This is a genomic window from Microbacterium sp. str. 'China' (assembly GCF_002993305.1).
Taxonomy (GTDB): Bacteria; Actinomycetota; Actinomycetes; order Actinomycetales; family Microbacteriaceae; genus Microbacterium; species Microbacterium paraoxydans.
Window position 1 is genome coordinate 3,219,625 of the sequence record NZ_CP027434.1, and the last position, 21,141, is coordinate 3,240,765.

Below are 21,141 nucleotides of genomic sequence, written 5' to 3' on the forward strand. Positions count from 1 at the left end.
GCCCGCGCTCAATAGCGTGAAGGTCATGCGGATCACCTTCGGACGGAGCACCACGACATGACCACCGGACTGCTGGAACTCTCCGGCATCACCAAGAGCTACGGCAGCCGCCGGGTGCTGGACGACGTGTCGTTCACGGTCGCGCCGGGCCGGCTCACCGGCTTCGTCGGCGGCAACGGCGCCGGCAAGACCACGACCATGCGCATCATCCTCGGTCTGCTGTCGTCGGACGGCGGACGAGTCGACCTCGACGGGACGCCCCTCACCACCGCCGACCGCCGCCGCTTCGGGTACATGCCCGAGGAGCGCGGCCTGTACCCGAAGATGAAGGTGCGGGAGCAGATCGTCTACCTCGCCCGACTGCACGGGTTCAGCAAGCCGGAGGCGACGGAGCGGGCGACCGCGCTGCTCACGGAGCTCGGACTCGGCGAGCGCCTCGACGACACGATCGAATCGCTGTCGCTGGGCAACCAGCAGCGGGCGCAGATCGCCGCGTCGCTCGTGCACGACCCCGAGGTGCTGATCCTCGACGAGCCCTTCTCCGGCCTGGACCCCCTCGCGGTGGACGTCGTCGCCGGAGTCCTGCAGGCCAGCGCGGCCCGCGGCGCCTCGATCCTCTTCTCCTCCCATCAGCTGGACGTGGTCGAGCGTCTCTGCGACGACCTCGTCATCCTCGCGGGGGGCACCATCCGTGCCGCCGGGTCCCGGGACGGGCTCCGCGCCGAGCACGCCCGCGACCGGTACGAGCTCATCTCCGCGGGCGACGCCGGGTGGCTGCGCACCGAGCCCGGGGTCACGGTCGTCGACTTCGAGGGCGGCTACGCGCTCTTCGACGCGGACGGCCCCGACACCGCCCAGCGCGTGCTGCAGTCGGCGGTCGCGCGCGGCGACGTCGCGAGCTTCGCGCCCAAGCACCCCTCCCTCGCCCAGATCTTCAAGGAGGTCATCCAGTGAATGCCTCGACCCCCGCACGGAACGGGATCTGGCTGGTCGCCGAGCGGGAGATCGGCTCCAAGCTCCGCAGCAAGGCGTTCCTGATCTCGACCGGCATCCTGCTGCTCATCGCCCTCGCCGGCGTGCTGTTCGGCGGCTTCGCGAGTCAGAACAACGACGCCATGCCGGTGGCCGTGACCTCGGAGACCGCGACCGCCGTGTCCGCACTGCCCGACGTCGAGGTGACCGAGGTCGCCTCTCGCGCCGAGGCCGAGGAGCTGGTCCGCGAGGGGGACGTCGATGCGGCGGTGCTCGCGGGGGACAACGCCGCGGGCTACACGATCGTCGCGCTGGAGGACGCCCCCGGATCGCTCGTGTCCGCGCTGTCGCTGTCCCCCGAGGTCGTGATCCTCGAACCGGTCACCACCAACCCGCTGCTGCGCTACTTCATCGCGATCGCCTTCGGTCTCGTCTTCATGATGGCCGCGGCGACCTTCGGCGGCACCATCGCGCAGAGTGTGGTCGAGGAGAAGCAGACCCGGGTCGTGGAGGTGCTGCTGTCGGCGATCCCGGCGCGCACGCTGCTCGCCGGCAAGGTGATCGGCAACACGGTGCTCGCGATGGGGCAGATCCTCGCCCTCGCGGCCGTCGCCACCATAGGGCTCATCGTGACGGGTCAGCGCGAGGTGCTGACCACCCTGGGCGCCCCCATCATCTGGTTCGCGGTGTTCTTCCTCTTCGGGTTCATCCTGCTCGCGGCGATGTTCGCGGCGGCGGCCTCCATGGTCTCCCGGCAGGAGGACATCGGATCGACGACGACCCCCATCACGATGCTCATCATGGCGCCGTACGTGCTGGTGATCGTGTTCAACGACAACCCGCTGGTGCTGACGATCATGTCGTACGTGCCGTTCTCGGCTCCGGTCGGCATGCCGATGCGCTTGTTCGTCGGCGAAGCGCAGTGGTGGGAGCCGCTCCTGAGCCTCGCGATCCTCCTGGCGAGCTGCGTCGCGGCGATCGTCGTCGGCGCGAAGATCTACGAGAACTCCCTGCTCCGGATGGGCTCGCGCGTGAAGCTCGCCGAGGCTCTGCGCGGCTGATCCCGGGACCCCGCCTTCGCGTCGAGACCCCCTGCTGCACGCGTGTGCAGCAGGGGGTCTCGGCGTGTGCCCGGGGTCTCGGTGTCAGAGGAGGCCGTCGGAGAGGGTGGTGGGGTTGCCGAAGCGGTGGTTGGTGATCGACACGGCCTGCTCGTGCAGGAACGGGAGCATCTCGACCCGGCCCGCTCCGGTCACGGCGTGGGACCACACCGCGACGTCGGGGCTGCCGTCGAGGGCCGTGTGCAGCGCGGCGGCATCGCCACCGACGAGCCGCACCCGCTGCCACGACCGGGCGCCCTTCGCGTAGCGCTTCGTCCACGCGGCATCGGACTCGGTCTTCACGGACACGCCCTGGGCCTTGAGCGCCTTCTCCACGCGGGACGGCAGCGACGCGGCCGACACGGTGAAGGGGCTGCCGCTGCGCAGTGCCGCGGCGAGCACGCGGACTCCCTCGGCCAACGGCGCGTCCTCGGCGATACGCACGTCGACCGCCACCGGACGGTACCGGAACACGTTGCGCTCGACGCCGAGTCCGGACTTGTCGCTCACGGCGCCGAACTCGTCGATCCACGCGCGCTCATCGGCGGCCGCGGCGCGGTGCAGCCACTCGATGCCCACGGGGTCGAGCTCAGGCGCAGCCGCCTCCAGCAGCCCGGTCACGGCCGGGGTCACCGCCGCACCCGGAGCCGCGGCGGGCAGCTCGCCCGCACGCCACTCACCGAGACCGAAGAGGTAGTTCGGGCCGCCGGCCTTGGCTCCGGCGCCCACGGCCGAGCGCTTCCAGCCGCCGAACGGCTGGCGCTGCACGATGGCGCCGGTGATGCCCCGGTTCACGTACAGGTTGCCGGCCTCGACGCGGTCCAGCCAGGTCGCGACCTCGGCGGAGTCCAGCGAGTGCAGCCCCGCGGTGAGGCCGTAGTCGACGGCGTTCTGCAGCCGGATGGCCTCGTCGAGGTCCTTCGCGTGCATGATGCCGAGCACGGGTCCGAAGAACTCGGTCAGGTGGAAGTACGAGCCCTCGCGCACGCCGGCCTTCACCCCCGGCGTCCACTGCTTCCCCTCGTCGTCGAGCTTCCGGGGCTCCACGAGCCAGCGCTCGCCCTTGTCGAGCGTGGTGAGCGCGGTGAGGAGCTTGCCGTTCGCGGGCTCGATGATCGGCCCCATCTGCGTGGCGGGGTCGTCGGGAAGCCCGACGCGCATCGAGGTGACCGCGTCCACGAGCTGCCGCTCGAAGCGCTTCGAGTCGGCCACCGACCCGACGAGGATCGCCAGCGACGCGGCCGAGCACTTCTGCCCGGCGTGGCCGAACGCGCTGCGGGCGACGTCGGCGGCCGCGAGGTCGAGGTCGGCCGACGGCGTCACGATGATGGCGTTCTTGCCGCTGGTCTCGGCCAGCAGCGGCAGGTCGGCCCGGAAGGAGCGGAACAGCTGCGCGGTCTCGTAGGCCCCGGTGAGGATGACCCGGTCGACCTGGGGACTCGCGACCAGGCGGGTGCCGAGGTCGCGGGAGGCGAGGTCGACGAGAGCGAGCAGATCGCGCGGGACACCTGCGGCCCACAGCGCCTCGACCATCACGGCGCCGCACCGCTGGGTGAGCTTCGCGGGCTTGATGATCACGCCGGATCCGGAGGCGAGGCCGGCGAGGACTCCGCCGGCGGGGATCGCCACGGGGAAGTTCCACGGCGGCGTGACCACGGTCACCTTCGACGGCACGAACTCGGCGCCGGGGATGGCCTCGAGGTCCTTCGCCCGCTCGGCGTAGTAGTGCGCGAAGTCGATCGCCTCGCTGACCTCGGGATCGGCTTCCGCGATGGTCTTGCCGGCCTCGTGCGCCATGATCTCCAGCAGCGCGCCGCGGCGGGCGGCGAGCTCGTCGCCCGCGCGGTGCAGGACGGCGGCGCGCTCGGCGGCGGGGAGCGCCGCCCATCTCTCGGCGGCGGACGTGGCGGCGGCGAACACGGCGTCCAGCTCGGCGTCGGTCTCGATGCGGGCGGCCGCGATCGCGTCCCGGCCGAGCGTCGACGACGCCGAGCGCTGCAGGATCTCCCGGCCCCAGGCACGGTTCGCGGCGAGCGCCGGATCGGTGTCGGGCTCGTTCGCGAAGCCGTCCGTGGTGCCGTCAGGGCGCGGGGCCGTGCGGTCCTGCGTGCGGTTCGGGGCGGGAACCGACGGGTCGGCGACGAGCGCGGCGAGAGAGCGCTCGAAGCGCTCCCGCTCGCGGGCGAGCAGAGTCGGGTTCGACGCCAGCTCGAACACGGCGGACATGAAGTTCTCGGGGCTCGCGTTCTCCTCGAGGCGCCGCACGAGGTACGCGATCGCGACATCGAACTCCGCCGGGTTCACGACCGGCGTGTAGAGCAGGAGGCGGCCGACGTCCTTGCGGACGGCCTCGGCCTGCCCGGTCGCCATGCCGAGCAGCATCTCGTACTCCACGGCCTCGGTCACACCGCGGGCCTTCGCGAGCAGCCAGGTGTAGGCGATGTCGAAGAGGTTGTGACCGGCGACGCCGATGCGCACGGCGTCGAGCCGCTCGGGCGTCATCGCCCAGTCGAGCACGCGCTTGTAGTTCGTGTCGGAGTCCTGCTTGGTGCCGTAGGTCGCGAGCGGCCAGCCGTGCACCTTCGCGTCGACCTCCTCCATCGCGAGGTTCGCGCCCTTGACCACGCGCACCTTGATCGGCGCTCCGCCCTTGGCGCGGCGTGCGGCGGCCCACTCCTGGAGACGCTGCATGGCGCCGAGCGCATCGGGCAGGTAGGCCTGCAGCACGATGCCGGCCTCGAGGTCTTCCAGGCCGGGCTGGTCGAGGATGCTCGTGAAGGCCGCGATCGTCAGGTCGAGATCGCGGTACTCCTCCATGTCGAGGTTGATGAACTTCTGGGTCCCGGTGCGGGCGCCCTTCGCCTCGGCCTTCGCCGCGAGCCGGTACAGCGGGGTGAGCTTCTCTACGACGTCGGCGACGGCCTCGTCGAACGACCACATGGAGAGCTGGCTGACGACGCTCGAGACCTTGATCGAGACGTAGTCGACGTCCGGACGGGCGAGGAAGTCGTACGTGCCCTGCAGTCGGCGGCCCGCCTCGCGCTCGCCGAGCACGGCCTCGCCGAGGAGGTTCAGGTTCAGACGGTTGCCGGTCTTGCGGAGCTTGGCGATCGCGGGGCCGAGCTTGGACGGCGTGGCGTCGAGCACGAGGTGGCCCACCATGGCCCGCAGCACGCGCCGCGAGATCGGGACGACGACGTTCGGGAGCTTCGGCGCCCAGAACCCGCCGGCCTTGATGGCGGCACGGAGGTAGCCGGGCAGCAGCGTGGGCGTGATGTCGGACAGCTCGGCGAGCTTGCGGCCGGCGACCCGCAGATCCTCCGGACGCATGACGCCGTCGACGAAGCCGACCGTGAAGGCGAGGCCGTTCGGATCCTTGAGCACTTCGGACAGGCGCTGGGCGGCCGGCTCGACCGGGTGGGTCTCGCTCTCGGCGAGCCAGCGCTGCACGAGCGCGGCGACCTCTTCGGTGCGGGGGGTGGTGTCGTCGATGACGGTCATGAAGCGGGGTACCTTCCTCGGCCTCGCACACCCGGGTGTCGTGTGCGGCTGGATCATTGTCCAGCCGGTCGGTAGGCTCCGTCTATCAACCGATTCGAGTGGATTCTGTTCACTCTTCCCGAACGATCGGAACCGCCGTGCTCGACGTCCATCGCCTGCGTCTGCTCGTGGAGCTGTCGCGTCGCGGGACCCTCTCCGCCGTGGCGGATGCGCTGTCGTACAGCAAGGCCTCCGTGTCGCAGCAGCTCGCCGCGCTGGAGCGTGATGTCGGGGTGCCGCTGCTGCGTCGGGTCGGTCGCGGCGTGCAGTTCACGCCGCAGGGGAACGTCCTGGTGGCCGAGGCCATCGGCATCCTCGATCAGCTCGAGCACGCCCAGGTCGCCGTCGCCGAATCGCTCACCGAGGTGACCGGCACCGTGCGCCTCGCGGTGTTCCAGTCCACCGCGCACTCCCTGCTGCCCCGCGCCCTCGCAGCCCTCGGCGCGCGCCACCCCGCCCTGCGCGTCGAGGTGACCGAGCGGGATCCGGAGTCCGGGCTGGTGGGCGTCTCGAGCCGCGACTACGACCTCATCCTCGCGGAGCAGTATCCGGGCCATACGCGTCCCATCCACGCCGACCTCGACCGCGTGGTGCTCGCCCACGACGCCATCGCCCTCGCCCGGCGTCCGGGAGCGTCGGAATCCGCCGATCCCGTCGCTGCCCTGTGGGCGACCCGCGCCGAGCCGTGGGTGCTCGAACCCGCCGGGACCGCCTCCCGCGCGTGGGCCGAGCAGCTCTGCCGCACCGCCGGGTTCGAGCCCGACGTGCGCTTCGAGCTGGCCGACCTCACCGCGCACGTCCGGCTCATCCACGCGGGACTCGCGGTCGGGCTGCTCCCCGAGCTCGTGTGGGCCGGCGACACCCCGACTGTCGACCTCGCCCCGCTCCCGCAGGAGCCGCGCCGGGAGATCTTCTCCTCCGCGCGCCGGGTCTCCGCGGACGCCCCGTCGATCCGCGCCGTCCGCGCCGCGCTCGCCGACGCCGCCTCCCGCAACCTCCTGGACTGACGCGAACCGACTTCCGGGAATATGCATGCACATGCATCGGTTCATCCCCCGTGTACCCGGACGACGGCGTCCGATCCCCTCCGTCCGAAAGGCACTTCCGTGAGCACTCCCGTCATCGACCGCACCGCCCCGACCGAGCACCCCGTCCTCGACGTCCTCGCCGGCCGCTGGAGCCCCCGCGCGTACGACGCGCAGCACCCGATCGACGAGGCCAAGCTCGCCACCGCCCTCGAGGCCGCCCGCTGGAGCCCCTCCGCCAACAACATCCAGCCCTGGCGCTTCATCGTCGCCCGCCGCGGCACCGCGCTGCACGCCCAGATCGTCGACGCGCTCATGGGCTTCAACCAGGCCTGGGCCGGCAACGCGGCCGTCCTCGTCGTCGCGATCGCCGAGACCGCGACCGCCGACGGCACGCCGATCAGCCACGCGTTCTACGACCTCGGCCAGGCCGTGGCGCACTTCTCCGTGCAGGCCCACCACGACGGCCTCGTCGTGCACCAGATGAGCGGCTTCGACCCCGAGGTCGTCCGCGAGTTCGCCGACCTCGAGCCCCGCTTCACCCCCGCCACCGTCATCGCCGTCGGCGAGTTCGGCGACATCGAGGCTCTGCCGGAGGTGCTGCAGGAGCGCGAGGTCGCCCCGCGGGTGCGCCGTCCGATCGCGGAGACGGTCGTCCTCAGCGCCTGAGCATCGACACACGAAAGGCCCGGTATGCGTGATGCATACCGGGCCTTTTCGCCGTGTGCCGATGCCGCTCAGTCGTCGAGCAGCTCGGCCTCGATCACGTCGTCCTCGTCCTCGGGCTCCGGCTCCGGCGTCGTCGCGGTGAGCACGAGGCCCGTGCCGTCGGCCGCCACGTCCACCCGGACGGTGTCGCCGTCGTGCACGCCACCCGAGAGGAGGGCGGTCGCCAGCTTGTTCTGCACCTCGGTCTGGATGAGGCGACGCAGCGGGCGGGCGCCGAACACCGGGTCGTACCCGCGCTCGGCCAGCCACGACCGCGCCCCGGGAGTGACCGCGAGCGTGAGGCGACGGTCGCGCAGCCGGTCGTGCAGCTGGTCGACCGACAGCTCCACGATCTGCGCGAGGTCGTCTTCGGTGAGCGCCTGGAACATCACGATGTCGTCGAGACGGTTGAGGAACTCCGGCCGGAACGCCTGGCGCACGAGGGCCATCACCTGCTCCCGCTTCTCCTCCACGGAGAGCACGGGGTCGATGAGGATCGGCGAGCCCAGGTTGGAGGTCAGGATGAGGATCACGTTCGAGAAGTCGACCGTGCGCCCCTGCCCGTCCGTCAGCCGTCCGTCGTCGAGCACCTGCAGCAGCACGTCGAACACCTCGGGGTGCGCCTTCTCGACCTCGTCGAGCAGGATCACGCTGTACGGACGACGGCGCACGGCCTCGGTCAGCTGACCGCCCTGCTCGTAGCCGACGTACCCGGGAGGGGCGCCGACGAGCCGGGAGACCGAGTGCTTCTCGCCGTACTCCGACATGTCGATGCGCACCATGGCGTGCTCGTCGTCGAAGAGGAACTGCGCGAGCGCCTTGGCCAGCTCGGTCTTCCCGACGCCGGTCGGGCCGAGGAACAGGAACGAGCCGGTGGGGCGACCGGGATCGCTGATGCCCGCGCGCGAGCGGCGCACCGCGTCGGACACGGCCTTGACGGCGTCCTTCTGGCCGATGAGGCGCTTGCCGAGCTCGTTCTCCAGGTGCAGGAGCTTCTCGCTCTCCCCCTGCAGCAGCCGCCCGACGGGAATGCCGGTCCAGGCCGCGATCACGGCCGCGATGTCCTCCTCGGTGACCTGCTCGTTCACCATGCGCGGTTCGCTCGAGGCGGTGGCCTCGGCCTGCTCGGCTTCGGCGATGTCGCGCTCCAGGCGCTTGATCGTCTCGTACTCGAGCTTCGACGCCTTCGTGTAGTCGGCGTTGCGCATGGCGAGGTCGCGCTGGGTGATCGCGTCGTCGAGCTGCTTCTTCAGCTCTCCGACCCGGTTCAGGCCCTGCCGCTCCCGCGCCCAGCGGGCCTCGAGTCCGGCCAGCTCCTTCTCGAGTTCGACGAGGTGCTCGCGGAGGGTGCCGAGACGCTCCTTGGACGCGGCGTCCTTCTCCCGCTTGAGCGCGAGCTCCTCCAGCTTCAGCCGGTCGACCTGACGCTTGAGCTGGTCGATCTCGACGGGAGAGGAGTCGATCTCCATCTTCAGACGAGACATCGACTCGTCGATCAGGTCGATGGCCTTGTCCGGCAGCTGCCGCGCGGGCAGGTAGCGGTTGGAGAGGGAGGCCGCGGCCACGAGCGCGCTGTCGGAGATGGTCACCCCGTGGTGCGCCTCATAACGCCCCTTGAGCCCGCGGAGGATCGCGATCGTGTCCTCGACCGTCGGCTCGCCCACGTACACCTGCTGGAAGCGTCGCTCGAGGGCGGCGTCCTTCTCGATGAACTCGCGGTACTCGTTGAGCGTGGTGGCGCCGATGAGCCGCAGCTCGCCGCGGGCCAGCATCGGCTTGAGCATGTTCGAGGCCGCGACCGAGCCCTCGCCGCCGCCCGCGCCCATGAGCACGTGCAGCTCGTCGATGAACGTGATGACCTGGCCGTCCGACTCGGTGATCTCCTTGAGCACCTGCTTCAGGCGCTCCTCGAACTGGCCGCGGTACATCGCACCCGCGACGAGCGCGGAGATGTCGAGCGAGACGAGCTCCTTGTCCTTGAGGGACTCGGCGACGTCGCCCGCGACGATGCGCTGCGCGAGGCCTTCGACCACCGCGGTCTTGCCGACGCCGGGCTCACCGATCAGCACCGGGTTGTTCTTGGTGCGGCGGGTGAGCACCTGGCTGACGCGCCGGATCTCACTGTCCCGTCCGATGACGGGGTCGAGCTTGCCCTCGCGGGCACGGTCGGTCAGGTTGATGCCGAACTGCTCGAGGGCGGACTGCTGTTCCTGGTTCGGGGATCCGGTCTGCGGGGTGGTCATGCGCTCCTCCTGGAGATGCTCCTTCTGAAAGTTGAGTTTGGTTGACTCAAGTTTAGCATTCGGTGGTGCGCGGCTCCACCACCTCTCACCTCTCGCGGGCGACCTCGTCCCAGACGGCCGCCGCCACCTCGCGCTTGGTCCCGGCCGCGGTCCGCGCCAGGGCCCCTCCGCGACCGAGGATGTGCACGGCGTTCTCGCCACGCTCAAAACCCTGCTCCCAGCCGACCTCGTTCACCACCAGCAGGTCGACCCCCTTGCGCTCCTGCTTGCCGCGGGCACGGGCGAGCAGCTCGGCCTCGTCCTCCGGGGTCTCCGCCGCGAACGCGACGATGAGCTGCCCTTCCCGCCGGATGTCGACGAGCGCGGCGACGATGTCCTCGTTCTCGACGAGTTCGATCGTGCCGACGCCGCCACGGTCCTTGGTGAGCTTGCGGGCGGAGACCTCGACCGGACGGTAGTCGGCCACCGCCGCCGCCATCAACACGACGTCGGCCGTCGCCGCCTCCTCCTTCGTCGCCGCGGACAGCTCGGCGGCTGTGCCGACCCGCACGATCCGGATGTGCGGGTGGCGGGCCTCCGCGAGCACATCCCCGGAGACGTTCGCCGCGACGAGCACCACCTCCGCGCCGCGCGCCGCCGCCTCCGCCGCGAGCGCGACCCCCTGGCGGCCGCTGCTCCGGTTGCCGAGGAAGCGCACCGGATCGATGGGCTCCCGCGTGCCGCCCGCCGAGACGACGACCCGCACGCCTGCGAGGTCGCCCGGGGCCAGCAGCGCCTGGACAGCGGCGAGGATCTCCTCGGGCTCGACCATGCGACCGGGGCCGCTGTCGCCGCCGGCCAGTTCGCCGTCGGCGGGGCCGACCACGTGCACGCCGCGGTCCCGGAGCGTGGCCATGTTCGCCTGCGTGGCGGGGTTCCGCCACATCTCCGCGTGCATCGCGGGGGCGACGAGCACGGGCGCCTCGGTCGCGAGCAGCGTCGTGCCGAGGAGGTCGTCGGCGAGGCCCGCGGCCATCTTCGCGAGGGAGTTCGCCGTCGCCGGGGCGATCACGACGAGGTCCGCCCCCTGCCCCAGCGCGACGTGCCGCACGCGGGCGACATCCTCGTGCACGCTCGTCGTCACCGGGTGCCGGCTCAGCGCCTCCCAGGTCGGCAGGCCCACGAAGCGCAGCGCATCCTCCGTGGGCACGACGGTCACGTCGTGACCGGCCTTGGTGAGCAGGCGCACGAGGTGCACCGTTTTGTACGCGGCGATGCCGCCCGTGACTCCCACGACGATGTTCACGCCTCGATTCTGCCCCAGGGTCCGGACGCCCGGGCCGTCGCGTGCGGATCCGTCCCCGCCCGTCCCGGCCGACCTAGACTCGGAGGCGTGTGCACGGTGGTGATCGATGTCGAGGCCGCGGGTTCCGCGCGGCTGCTGGCCGTCCGCGACGAGGACCCGGCCCGGGAGTGGGATGCTCTCGGCCCGTGGTGGCCCGAGGAGTACCCGGGAGTGATCGGCATCCGCGACCGCCGCGCCGGTGGGGCCTGGCTCGCCGTGAACCCCGCCGAACGACGCCTCGCCGTGCTCCTCAACCGCGCCGACGTGCAGGACCTCTCCGCGACCGCGGCCGTCTCCCGCGGGACCCTTCCGCTCGCCGCGGTCACCGGTCGCTCTCCGCAGGGAGCCCCGCCGATGCACGGCTTCAATCTGCTCGAAGTCGGTCCGGAGGGCGCGCGAGTGCTCTCGTGGGACGGTGCCGAGTTGCGGGAGACCCCGATCGAGCCCGGGACCCACATGATCGCCCACGACGACCTCGACGACGAGGGGACCCCGCGCATCGCCGCGTGGCTCCCGGAGTTCCGGGCGCTCGGGCCCGCCGCGGCGAGCGCCGACTGGGCGACCGAGTGGACCGCGCTCCTCGGAGCCTCCGCGGACCTGCCCCCGGAAGACGACCGCGCCATCATCCGCGACAACCGCCCGCACGGGTACCCGACACAGTCCCTCCTCTACGCGGTCGCCACGATCACGCCCGCCGGGGTCGACGTCCGCGACGTCACCCTCCCCTCCCCCGCCCACTGGCTCTGACCCCCTCTTTCCCTCTCCCCTCTCCACCTCTCCACCCCTCGCGCCGCGGGATCAAAACCGCGCCCCCGCCCTCCGCCCGCGGCCCCTTTCTGATCCCGCCCGGCCCGCCGCTTCCCGCGCAGGATCGAAAACGCACCCGGCCGTCCATCCCGCGGGGCCTTCCTGATCCCGCACCGATGCGGGCGATCGACTCTCGGCTCGACGAGCACCCTGCGGACGTGCCGTGCGATGCCCGCCGGCGCGGGCTGGACCAGAATGCCGCGGCCTGTCGCGGGACCGTTCGGCCTGATGCGGGACGGTCAACGCTCCGGATCCGGCTCGGTGCCGCGCGTTTTTGATCCCGCACGACAGCGGGGGACGGTCGCGAGGCCGACGGGCAGAAGCGGGACGGAAAACGCCCCGGACGCGGGGCATTCACGCGCGTTTTCGATCCCGCACGACTGCGGGGGCGGGTAGGGGGACCGTGGCGGGACGGAAAGTGGCCCGGATGCGTGGAAACGGGGCACGAAATTGATCCCGCACCGCCGAAGGAATGAGCGGGCGGGACGGGGCGGAAGGGGCGGGGTCAGGCGGCGGGGAGGGCGGCGGGGAGGGCGTCGGCGCAGGAGAAGCGGGCGCGGTAGGCGGTGGGAGTCACGCCCAGCACGCGGGCGAAGTTCTGCCGGAGGACGGCCGCGGAACCGAAGCCGCAGTCCGTCGCGATGTGTTCGAGCGGAAGATCGGTGCGCTCGAGGAGGCGCTGGGCCTGGATGATCCGCTGTCGGCCGAGCCACGCCGCAGGGGTCGCCCCGTACTCGGCCTTGAAGCGGCGCGCGAAGGTCCGCGGCGACATGAGTGCCCGTGCTGCGAGCTGGTCGACCGTCAGGTCTTCGCGGAGGTTCTCCACCGCCCAGTCGGCCACCACGGCGAGCGAATCCGTGGGCGCGACCGGGATGGGGCGATCGATGAACTGCGCCTGACCCCCGTCCCGTTGCGGCGGCACGACCATCCGACGCGCGATCCGGTTGGTGATCTCCGCCCCGAGCTCCTGTCGCAGCAGGTGCAGGCAGGCGTCGATGCCCGCGGCGGTGCCCGCGCTGGTGATGATGCGGCCGTCCTGGACGAAGAGCACGTCCGGGTCGATGTCGACGGCGGGGTACATGTCGGCCATTGTGTGCGCGTACATCCAGTGCGTCGTCGCCCGCCGCCCGTCCAGCACTCCGGCCGCGGCGAGGATGAACGACCCGCTGCACACGCTCATGACCCAGGCGCCGCGCGCCACGGCCTCGCGGGCCAGGTCGACGAGGAGCGGGTCGATGTCGCCCCAGACCTCGCGCGGCACCGGGCAGAACACGACGAGGTCGGCCTCCGCGGCGAAGGACAGATCGTGTTCCACGTTGATGGAGAAGCCGATCTTGGAGCGCACGACCCCGGGCCGCGGGGCGACGATGCGGAAGTCGAAGTTCGGCACCCCGTCGGCCGATCGGTCGAGGCCGAACGCCTCGCAGGCGACCCCGAACTCGAACGGCGCGAAGCCGTCCTGCACCACGCACGCAACGGTCTTCATCACAGCTCCCGGAATGGCAGTTTTCCTACGCACAGTGCCCGATCCGCCACTCGTGGCAGCATAACACCGAGCGTAGCTTTTCTGCCATGGTACTCCCCATCCTCCTCCTCGCCCTCGTCATCTGGGCGGTCGTCGCCACCTTCGTCGAACTGCGGCGCGACGGCTACCGCCCGACCCCCACCGACTGGAGCCGCGTCGCCGGTCAGGACGCCCTGTCGCAGGCCGACCCCGGCCACGTCTACCGCTGACCTGCCGACAATCCGCGAGGAGGGCTACGCTCGGGTCATGAGCGACCCCCAGCAGCCCGGACAGCCCTCGCGCGACGGCGCCGTCGACCCGGCCGCGACCCCGACCCCTCCGTCGCTCCCGGCGGAGCCGCAGTACCCCGGCGCGCAGGCCCCCGCACCGGGAGCGCCGTACGCCCCCGGCCTCGGCGGGGGTCATGTCTTCCCCACCGCCACCCCGCAGGCCTCCCCCACCGCGATACCGCAGCCGTCACCGACCGCACCGGGATTCGTCCCCGGATCCGCCGGCATCCCGCCCTATGGCGCACCGGCCCCGAGCACATCCGGCAACGGCCTCGGGCGCGCCGCCTTCATCGTCGCGCTGGTGACCCTCGCGATCGACGTGTTCCTGATCCTCGCGCGGCCGTTCGTCTACATGTCGGACCGGACCTACAGCCTGATCGGCCTGATCGAGGGGGCGTCGGGCATCCTCACCTTCCTCGGCTACGGGGCTGCGCTCGTGCTCGGCCTCATCGCGGCGCGACGCCCGGGTCCGCGGCTGCTCGCCGGGATCGCCATCGGCATCTCGGGCGCCGGTCTGCTGACGATCGTGCTGAGCTGGCTCTCGTCGACCTTCTACGGGTTCCTGTGACCGCTCAGGATCGCGGGAGCACCCGCTCGTAGACCTCGATCATGGCGGCCGTCCGCGACGACTGCCGGAAGGCGTCCGCCACGGCGGGCACCGGCCGCGGCGCGGTCCCGTCCGCGATGTCCGCGGCCGCCTGCCGCAGCGTCGCGGCGAGGGCCTCGATCCGTTGCGCCTCGACGGCTCGTCCGCGAGCGTGCGGATCCGTCGTCGGCACCGCCCAGAGCCCGCCCTGGAGTTCCGCGGCGATGTCGGGATCGCACACGACGGAGGGCGTGCCGAGGGTGGCCGCCTCGAACGGCGTCATGCCCTGGGTCTCGAACCCGATGGACGTCTGCACGAGCGCATCGGCGGCGGCGATCCGCTCCAGCGTCTGCGCATAGGAGAGTCGGCCGGCGAACCGTACGTCCGCACGTCCCGCGACGATGCGTTCGGCAGCGGTGCGCTGTCCGCCGCCGCCGATCACTTCGAGGTCTGCGTCGATGCCCGCGTCGACCCAGGCCTGGAGGAACGGGAGCAGGCGCTTCTCCGGACTCATCCGCCCGAGCCAGACGAAGCGCGCGCGCCCCGGCGTCCGTTCGGCGGGGGACGCTGCGAGGGTCTGCGCACGGACGTCATCGTCGATGCCGTTCCACACGACGTCGACCGTCCGCGCCACGCCGTTCTGCTCCAGGCGTCGCGCGAAGTGCCCTGACGGGGCCGTGACGGCGGCGGCGCTCGCCGCGAGACCGCGGAGGTACGACCACCCGTCGCTGCCGCCGACCGGCATGCCGATACCGCGGAGGGCGGCGCGGCGCCAGAGGTTGAGCACGGCGAGCACGGGCCGGTGCAGCGGGGTGACTGCGGCGAGCCCCACATCGACGCGGTTGTGCATCGTGTGCACGACCGGAATCCCGTGCCGGGCGGCGAAGCGGTGGCCGATGAAGGCGCCCCAGAAGTCGGCCTGCACGTGGACGAGGTCGACGGGCGGGCGGTGCGCCATGGCCCGGTCGAGAGTCCGATCGGTCGCCCGCCCCGGCCAGGTCATCGCGTACTCCCGGTCGAGGGTGATCGGCAGCGACGGAAGGTCGACGTTCCCCTCGGATGGCGCGGCGTCGTCGCGCCGTGCGTGCATGCGGGGCGCGACGACCGTCACGGTGTGCCCGGCTCGCTCCAGGAACGTCCGCTGCAGCCGCATCGACACCTGCGCCCCGCCGAGGGAGTCGAGGTGCTGATCGGCGAAGAAGACGACGTGCATCCGCGTCACTCGGGCAGCGGCTCGTCGCGGTACAGCGCCTCGAAGGTGTCGAGCGTGCGGTTGATGTCGTGGATGGCCACACCGTCGAGGGACGCCTTCTGCATCCGCTCGTACTCGCCGGGGGAGGCGGTCAGCACGGCGGTGAGCTTCGCGGCGAGGTCGTCGACGTCTCCCGGCGTGAAGAGGTGGCCGTTCTCGCCGTCGTGCACGAGGTGCGGCAGGGCGACGGCGTCCGCGGCGACGATCGGCAACGCCGATGCCATCGCCTCCATCGTCGCGATGGACTGTAGCTCGGCGATCGACGCGATGACGAAGAGGCTCGCACGGGACAACAGCGCCCGCAGCTCCTCGTCGGTGGTCCGGCCGTGGAAGGTGACCCGGTCCGACAGCCCGAGCTGTGCCGTCAGGTGCTCGAGCTGCTTGCGCTGGTCTCCGCCGCCGACGATGTCGAACGTCGTGTGCAGCGCCGGGTCGAGCTTGGTCATCGCCTTGAGGATGACCTCGACCTGCTTCTCCGCCGTCAGCCGGCCCACGAACACGAGCCGGTTCTCCTCGCGCGGGGCGATGACCGGGGTGTACTGGGAGCGGTCGATGCCGCAGCTCACCGGGATGACGCCGCGCACCTCGACCGTCTTCTCCAGGAAGTCGGCGGCCCGACGCGTCGGCGTGGTGATCGCCCGCGTCAGGTCGAAGGTGCGCTTCGCGTCGGCCCAGGCGAACTTGAGCACCATGTCGTCGACGAACTTCGGCATTGTCGTGTGGTCGAGGATGTTCTCGGCCATGACGTGGTTCGTCGCGATGACCGGGATGCCGCGCTGCTTCGCGATGCGGGCGAGTCCGCGACCGATCACGATGTGGGACTGGATGTGCACGACGTCGGGCTGCACGGCGTCGAGCACCTTCCGGGCGTAGTGCTTGGAGCGCCACGGCCACACGAAGCGCAGCCAGTCGTGCGGGGCCCAGCGCACGGAGGGCAGGCGGTGGAGCGTCATCGGCTCCCCCTCGATGACCTCGGTGCGGGGCGCGGTGCGACGGTAAGCCTGGTTGGGGGCGACGACGTGCACCTCGTGCCCGCGCTGCACGAGCCCGGCGGCGAGACGCTCGGCGAAGCGGGCGGCGCCGTTGATGTCGGGCGCGAACGTGTCGCAGCCGAGGAGGATCTTCAGCGGACGGGGCTGTACGGCGGTGGCGTCGCGCGACGCATCGATCGGATCGTCGGAGGAGGTCACAGAGATGCCTAACGGGGTGGCGGCCAAGGAGAAGCCCTGGTCGGGCGGTGGCAACTCTACCCGAGGGCCCTGTCCCCGACGCCGAGCCATACCGGCATCCTTCAGCCTCGGCCGATACCGTGAAGCCATGCGACTGCACGCCGACGCCGACCCCCAGCTGTGGATCCCCGTGACGGACTCGCTCGGGTGGAGGGGACGCCGGCATCGCAAGGCCGCGATCCGGATGCTGCTCGGCCAGGTGAACGCCGCGGTCGGCGCGACGGAGCGCCCCGGTTCGCGGTTCGGAGCCTGGGCGATGAGCCAGGCCGCGCCGATGCTCATGAAGAAGGCCGACGGCCGGGTGCTCGCGTGGACGTGGAAGGCGGAGCCGGACCTCGTCGTGGCGATGGCGACGGTGCAGGCGCTGACCCCCGACATCCGGATCGCCCGCGCGTCGATGCCGATGGAGTACGACGACACGACCTCCTTCCCGACCCGGCTCGGCGTCGGCGAGAAACTCGTGGTCCCGACCCCGCCCTCGCCTTCGGCGCCGCCCTTCGCGACCTACACATGGGACACCGGTACGCACCTGGTGACCCTGACCGCCGTCTGCAGCGACCGGGAACGCTTCGGCACGCTCATCGGCGCGCTGGACGAGCTGGCCCGCAGCCTCCGCATCGCCGACGACCTCACCGGCGGCGAGTCGCCCGACGTCCTCCGCCTCCCGCCCGCCTGACAGCGGATGCGGATGCCGATGAACACTGTCGCGCGGTCCCCGCGCATCGTCGACGGCTCACGATCGGTCCACCCGAACGGCCGCTTCCCGTCTGCGGCGCTCGGGCTCGTCGGCATCCTTCCTCTGCTGCCCCTGCTGCTGGCGATCATTGATACCCGTCCAGGCTTCCGCCTCATCCTGATCGCACTCGCTCTCTACGCCGCGATGCTCGCGGTCGCGCTCTGGGTCTGGGTGCGGTCCTTGCGCGAACGCCTGATCCGAATCGAGGCAAGCGGCCCGCTGCGATTCACGCCGTCCACGGGCGTCCGCATCTCCTCGTGGCTCGTTCCCGTGACGGGCCTGCTTCCCGCAGCGGCGGCCTTCCTCGTTCACGCCCTGGGCCTTCCGACGATGGGCGGTCGGCTTCTCGAATGGGGCCCGTACGTGCTCGCCGTCGTCTCGCTCGTCGGCCTCGGTCGGGAAGTCCTCGCGCAAGGCCACCCGCTGGGTCTCGTACTCGACGAGAGGGGCCTGCACGGAGTCCGCAGATCCGCCCGGGTCGAAGCCTCCTGGGAGGAGATCGGCACCACCACGCCTGTCGGCCCACACGGGCCGAAGCTGGCGATCTCGATCGCCGGACGCGCCCCCGTGATCCTCGATGCGCATCACCTGGGGTCTGACCCGGCAGCAGTGGCCTCCGTCGTCTCCTTCTTCCGCGACGCCCCCGATCAGCGACCTGCGCTGGTCGACGGCGTCGCGGCGATGCGCACCGTCGAGGACGCGCACCGATCCCGCCCGGCGGGATGAGAAACGCGCCTCCCGTAGGGCGGGGAGGCGCGTTTCTGGTCCGGCGCGGAGCGCCCGGCGCGAGGAGGCCGGGGGCTCAGCGGACGATGCGGAGCGTGCGGACCTCGAAGGGGCGGAGGTGGAGCCCGCCGCCGAGGCGGGGCGCCTCGATCTCGTCCTCGATCAGGCTCACCTCGCGCACCTCGCGGTGCTCGAAGCCGACCGACAGCTCGCCGACCGCCCGGCGCCCGAGCGCCTCGTACACCCGCACGATGACGTCGCCGAAACCGTCGTCGGCGAGCTTCACGGCGGAGACGACGATCCCCTCGCCCGACACCTCCACCAGCGGCTCGACCTCGCGCGCCCCGCGGATCACCGTGGGCGTGCTGTTGAGGCGGATGCCCTCGGCCGTGGCGATCGCGGCGTCGGCGCCGATCACGAGGCCGACCTCGATCTCGTGGAGCCCGTGATCCGTGTCCGGGTCGGGGAAGCGCGGCGCCCGCAGCAGGGAGAGCCGCACGGTCGTGGTGACGCCGTCCTCGCCGACCTCGCGCGTCGTGTCGTACCCGTAGATCGAGTCGTTCACGAGAGCCGCACCGAAGTCCTGCTCCCGCACCAGCACGTAGCGGTGCATCGAGGTCTCGAACTTCGCCGCCTCCCAGCTCGTGTTCGTGTGGGTGACGCGCGCCTGGTAGCCGAACTGCGTCTCGGCTTCGGTGTGCGACGCCTGGATGTCGAGCGGGAAGGCGAGCTTGAGCAGCTTCTCGGTCTCGTGCCAGTCGATGTCGTTGCGCAGCAGCACGGTGCGCGACTGCGGCGCGAGAAGGATCGTCTGCGTGATGGTCGACTCCGAGAACGGACGCACGACGACGATCTGCGCGACACCGTCCACGAGCGACGCTTCGATCGACGAGACCGCCGTGAGGTCGTCGACGCTGTTGCGGTAGTAGCGGTCGATGTCCCACGCGTCCCACATGTTCGGGAAGTCCTGGTGCAGCTGGAACAGGTTCGCGGCCTTGCCTGCGGCGACCGTCTCCCGCCCCGTGGCCTTGTCGACGGCGGAGACGATCAGGCCCTCGCCCGAGACGAGCACGGACACGAGATCGTTCTCGATCCGCCATCCCGGGTGGGTCGCTGAGCCTGCCGAAGCGTCCTCGACGAGCGAGACCGGCCCTTCGACGGGCTCCGGGACCCACGAGGCGCCGAGTGCGCGCCCCCGACCGACCGACGTCGGCTCGAACAGCAGCTCGCGGTCGCCCTCCCCGGCGAGCGACCGGCGCGCGGCGTCAGCGATGTCGCGCGCATCCGAGAGCACGTCGGACAGCACGGCGACGGCCTCGCGGTGCACCCACGCGATCGAGGTTCCGGGCAGGATGTCGTGGAACTCATGCAGCAGCACGGCCTGCCAGAGCCGGTCGAGCTCGGCCTGCGGGTACGCGGCGCCGGTGCGCACGGCGTCGGTCGCGGCCCACAGCTCGGCCTCCACGAGCGCGTGCTCGGCCCACCGGTGCAGCGCCTTCGTGGCGTGCTGGCTCGTGAGCGTGCCGCGGTGCAGCTCGAGGTAGAGCTCGCCGACCCACACGGCCGGGTTCGGCAGCTCGGCCTTGGCGGCGTCGAAGAACACGTCCGGGTGCTCCCACACCACCTGCGCGCTGCCCTCGAGGTCGCGCAGCCGCTCGGCCTTGCCCGTCATCTCGCGCGTCGTGCCGCCGCCGCCGTCACCCCAGCCGACCGGGGCGATCGACCGCGAGCTGCGGCGGTTCTCCTTGAACTGCCGCGAGGCCTTCGCGACCTCCATGCCGCTCAGCTGCGAGTTGTAGGTGTCCATGGACGGGAAGTGCGTGAACACCTGCGAGCCGTCGATGCCCTCCCAGAGGAAGGAGTGGTGCGGGAAGACGTTCTGCTGGTTCCACGAGATCTTCTGCGTGAAGAACCACTCGAACCCGGCACGGCGCATCAGCTGCGGAAGGGCCGGCGAGTAGCCGAAGCTGTCCGGCAGCCATACGCCCTTCGAACGGATGCCGAACTCGCGCTCGAAGAAGCGCTGCCCGTGCGAGAACTGCCGCACGAGCGACTCCCCCGTCGGCATGACGGTGTCGGACTCCACCCACATGCCGCCCAGCGGCAGGAAGCGTCCGGCGGCGACCGCGGCCTTGACCCGCTCCCACACCTCGGGACGGTGCTCCTTGATCCAGGCGTACTGCTGCGCGCTCGACATGCCGTACTGGAACTCGGGCTGCTCCTCGATGAGCGTGGTCATGGACGAGGTGGTGCGCGCGACCTTGCGGATCGTCTCGCGCACCGGCCACAGCCAGGCGGAGTCGATGTGCGCGTGGCCGACGGCCGAGATCCGGTGCGCACTCGCTTCGGCCGGAGCCGCGAGGACATCCGCGAGCCGGGCCCGCGCGTCACCGGCGGTCTCCACGATGTGCTGCAGGTCGAGCACGTCGAGCGCGTCGTCCAGCGCCTGCAGGATGCGCATGCGGCGCGGCGACGTGGCGGGGAGCTCCGCCTGCAGCTCGAACAGCACCTCGAGGTCGAGGGACAGATCGAACACCTCGGGCTCGAACACCGCGAGGTCGAGGCGCCGCAGCCGGTACAGCGGCTCCTTCGAGGAGGTGAGGATGTCGCCCTCCTGCGTCGGCAGGAAGGGGTGGTAGTCGAGGAGGACGGGGTTGGACGCGCCCTCCAGGTAGAGCTCGACGGCCTCGTCACCCGCGGCGGTCTCGGCGATCGGGACCCACTGGTTGCGCGGGTTGATGCTCTTGATCGGCGTGCCGTCCGGCCGGTAGGCGAGGGCCTCGCACTGGAACCCCGTCATGTTCACGTCGAAGCCCAGATCGATCAGCGCCTCGACCCGGCGGCCTGCCCATTCCGCGGGCACCCGACCGGTGAGCTTGAACCACGTCGTCCCCCACGCCGGGCCCCACAGCTCGCCGACCGCGGCGGGGGTGAACGAGAGCGCCAGGCCCTCCGCCGGGGCGATGGGCTCTCCGGAGAGCTGGTGCGCCTCGACCGTGAGGGGGATCGCGGCCGAGTGGATCGCCGGGCGGATGCGCTCTTCGAGGACCCGCTTGACGCGGCCGACGGTGAGCGAGGTGTCGTCATGCATGGTGGGGT

The 21,141-nt window shown here is 71.4% G+C and carries 16 protein-coding genes; 9 read left to right on the top strand and 7 right to left on the bottom strand.

Annotation, left to right across the window (positions count from 1 at the left end):
* Window positions 1-69 precede the first annotated feature (69 nt).
* Entirely contained in the window at window positions 70-954 is an 885-nt protein-coding gene (locus C6C15_RS15680; RefSeq protein ID WP_105950850.1) for an ABC transporter ATP-binding protein, read from the top strand.
* A complete protein-coding gene (locus C6C15_RS15685; RefSeq protein WP_105950578.1) occupies window positions 951-2,033 on the top strand; it encodes an ABC transporter permease in 1,083 nt (360 codons plus the stop codon). The genes C6C15_RS15680 and C6C15_RS15685 overlap by 4 nt, the downstream gene beginning before the upstream one ends.
* A gap of 84 nt (window positions 2,034-2,117) precedes the next feature.
* On the opposite strand, the gene C6C15_RS15690 is transcribed toward C6C15_RS15685, so the two are convergent.
* Window positions 2,118-5,573: a bifunctional proline dehydrogenase/L-glutamate gamma-semialdehyde dehydrogenase gene (locus C6C15_RS15690; protein ID WP_105950579.1), complete on the bottom strand. Its 3,456-nt coding sequence runs from the start codon at window positions 5,571-5,573 to the stop codon at window positions 2,118-2,120.
* Window positions 5,574-5,710: 137 nt separating this feature from the next.
* Between C6C15_RS15690 and C6C15_RS15695 the strand changes: the two genes are divergently transcribed.
* Window positions 5,711-6,619 carry a LysR substrate-binding domain-containing protein gene (locus C6C15_RS15695; RefSeq protein ID WP_025104922.1) on the top strand — a complete coding sequence of 303 codons (909 nt, stop codon included), beginning with the start codon at window positions 5,711-5,713 and terminating at the stop codon, window positions 6,617-6,619.
* 99 nt (window positions 6,620-6,718) lie between these two features.
* On the top strand, window positions 6,719-7,306 hold the full coding sequence (locus C6C15_RS15700) for a nitroreductase family protein (protein WP_025104923.1): 588 nt from the start codon (window positions 6,719-6,721) through the stop codon (window positions 7,304-7,306).
* Window positions 7,307-7,374: 68 nt separating this feature from the next.
* Here the strand turns inward: C6C15_RS15700 and C6C15_RS15705 are convergent, their stop codons facing one another.
* Both C6C15_RS15705 and coaBC read right to left on the bottom strand, forming a co-directional pair.
* Complete coding sequence (locus C6C15_RS15705; RefSeq protein WP_082750120.1) at window positions 7,375-9,588, bottom strand: ATP-dependent Clp protease ATP-binding subunit; 2,214 nt, start codon at window positions 9,586-9,588, stop codon at window positions 7,375-7,377.
* Between the two features lie 85 nt (window positions 9,589-9,673).
* Entirely contained in the window at window positions 9,674-10,873 is a 1,200-nt protein-coding gene (gene coaBC / locus C6C15_RS15710; RefSeq protein WP_105950580.1) for a bifunctional phosphopantothenoylcysteine decarboxylase/phosphopantothenate--cysteine ligase CoaBC, read from the bottom strand.
* An 87-nt stretch (window positions 10,874-10,960) separates the two neighbouring features.
* Between coaBC and C6C15_RS15715 the strand changes: the two genes are divergently transcribed.
* The gene (locus tag C6C15_RS15715; RefSeq protein WP_105950581.1) at window positions 10,961-11,659 is read left to right on the top strand and encodes an NRDE family protein; all 699 of its coding nucleotides are present in this window, start codon (window positions 10,961-10,963) and stop codon (window positions 11,657-11,659) included.
* Window positions 11,660-12,224: 565 nt separating this feature from the next.
* Here C6C15_RS15715 and C6C15_RS15720 read toward each other — a convergent pair.
* A complete protein-coding gene (locus C6C15_RS15720) occupies window positions 12,225-13,205 on the bottom strand; it encodes a GlxA family transcriptional regulator (RefSeq protein ID WP_105950582.1) in 981 nt (326 codons plus the stop codon).
* Between the two features lie 86 nt (window positions 13,206-13,291).
* Between C6C15_RS15720 and C6C15_RS17260 the strand changes: the two genes are divergently transcribed.
* Window positions 13,292-13,453 (top strand): hypothetical protein, encoded by a 162-nt coding sequence (locus C6C15_RS17260; RefSeq protein ID WP_167627839.1) that lies wholly within the window; start codon window positions 13,292-13,294, stop codon window positions 13,451-13,453.
* Window positions 13,454-13,490: 37 nt separating this feature from the next.
* Window positions 13,491-14,081: a hypothetical protein gene (locus C6C15_RS15725; protein ID WP_060923595.1), complete on the top strand. Its 591-nt coding sequence runs from the start codon at window positions 13,491-13,493 to the stop codon at window positions 14,079-14,081.
* A gap of 4 nt (window positions 14,082-14,085) precedes the next feature.
* Here C6C15_RS15725 and C6C15_RS15730 read toward each other — a convergent pair whose 3' ends face one another.
* Window positions 14,086-15,312, bottom strand: coding sequence for a glycosyltransferase (locus C6C15_RS15730; protein ID WP_105950851.1), 1,227 nt, complete (start codon window positions 15,310-15,312; stop codon window positions 14,086-14,088).
* Between the two features lie 5 nt (window positions 15,313-15,317).
* Window positions 15,318-16,547 (bottom strand): glycosyltransferase, encoded by a 1,230-nt coding sequence (locus C6C15_RS15735; RefSeq protein WP_105950852.1) that lies wholly within the window; start codon window positions 16,545-16,547, stop codon window positions 15,318-15,320.
* 121 nt (window positions 16,548-16,668) lie between these two features.
* On the opposite strand from C6C15_RS15735, the gene C6C15_RS15740 reads away from it, so the two are divergent.
* Both C6C15_RS15740 and C6C15_RS15745 read left to right on the top strand, forming a co-directional pair.
* Complete coding sequence (locus C6C15_RS15740) at window positions 16,669-17,256, top strand: hypothetical protein (protein WP_025102630.1); 588 nt, start codon at window positions 16,669-16,671, stop codon at window positions 17,254-17,256.
* Window positions 17,257-17,274: 18 nt separating this feature from the next.
* Complete coding sequence (locus C6C15_RS15745) at window positions 17,275-18,042, top strand: hypothetical protein (RefSeq protein WP_158698577.1); 768 nt, start codon at window positions 17,275-17,277, stop codon at window positions 18,040-18,042.
* Window positions 18,043-18,118: 76 nt separating this feature from the next.
* Here C6C15_RS15745 and C6C15_RS15750 read toward each other — a convergent pair whose 3' ends face one another.
* On the bottom strand, window positions 18,119-21,133 hold the full coding sequence (locus C6C15_RS15750; RefSeq protein WP_105950584.1) for an alpha-mannosidase: 3,015 nt from the start codon (window positions 21,131-21,133) through the stop codon (window positions 18,119-18,121).
* Between the last annotated feature and the right edge of the window lie 8 nt (window positions 21,134-21,141).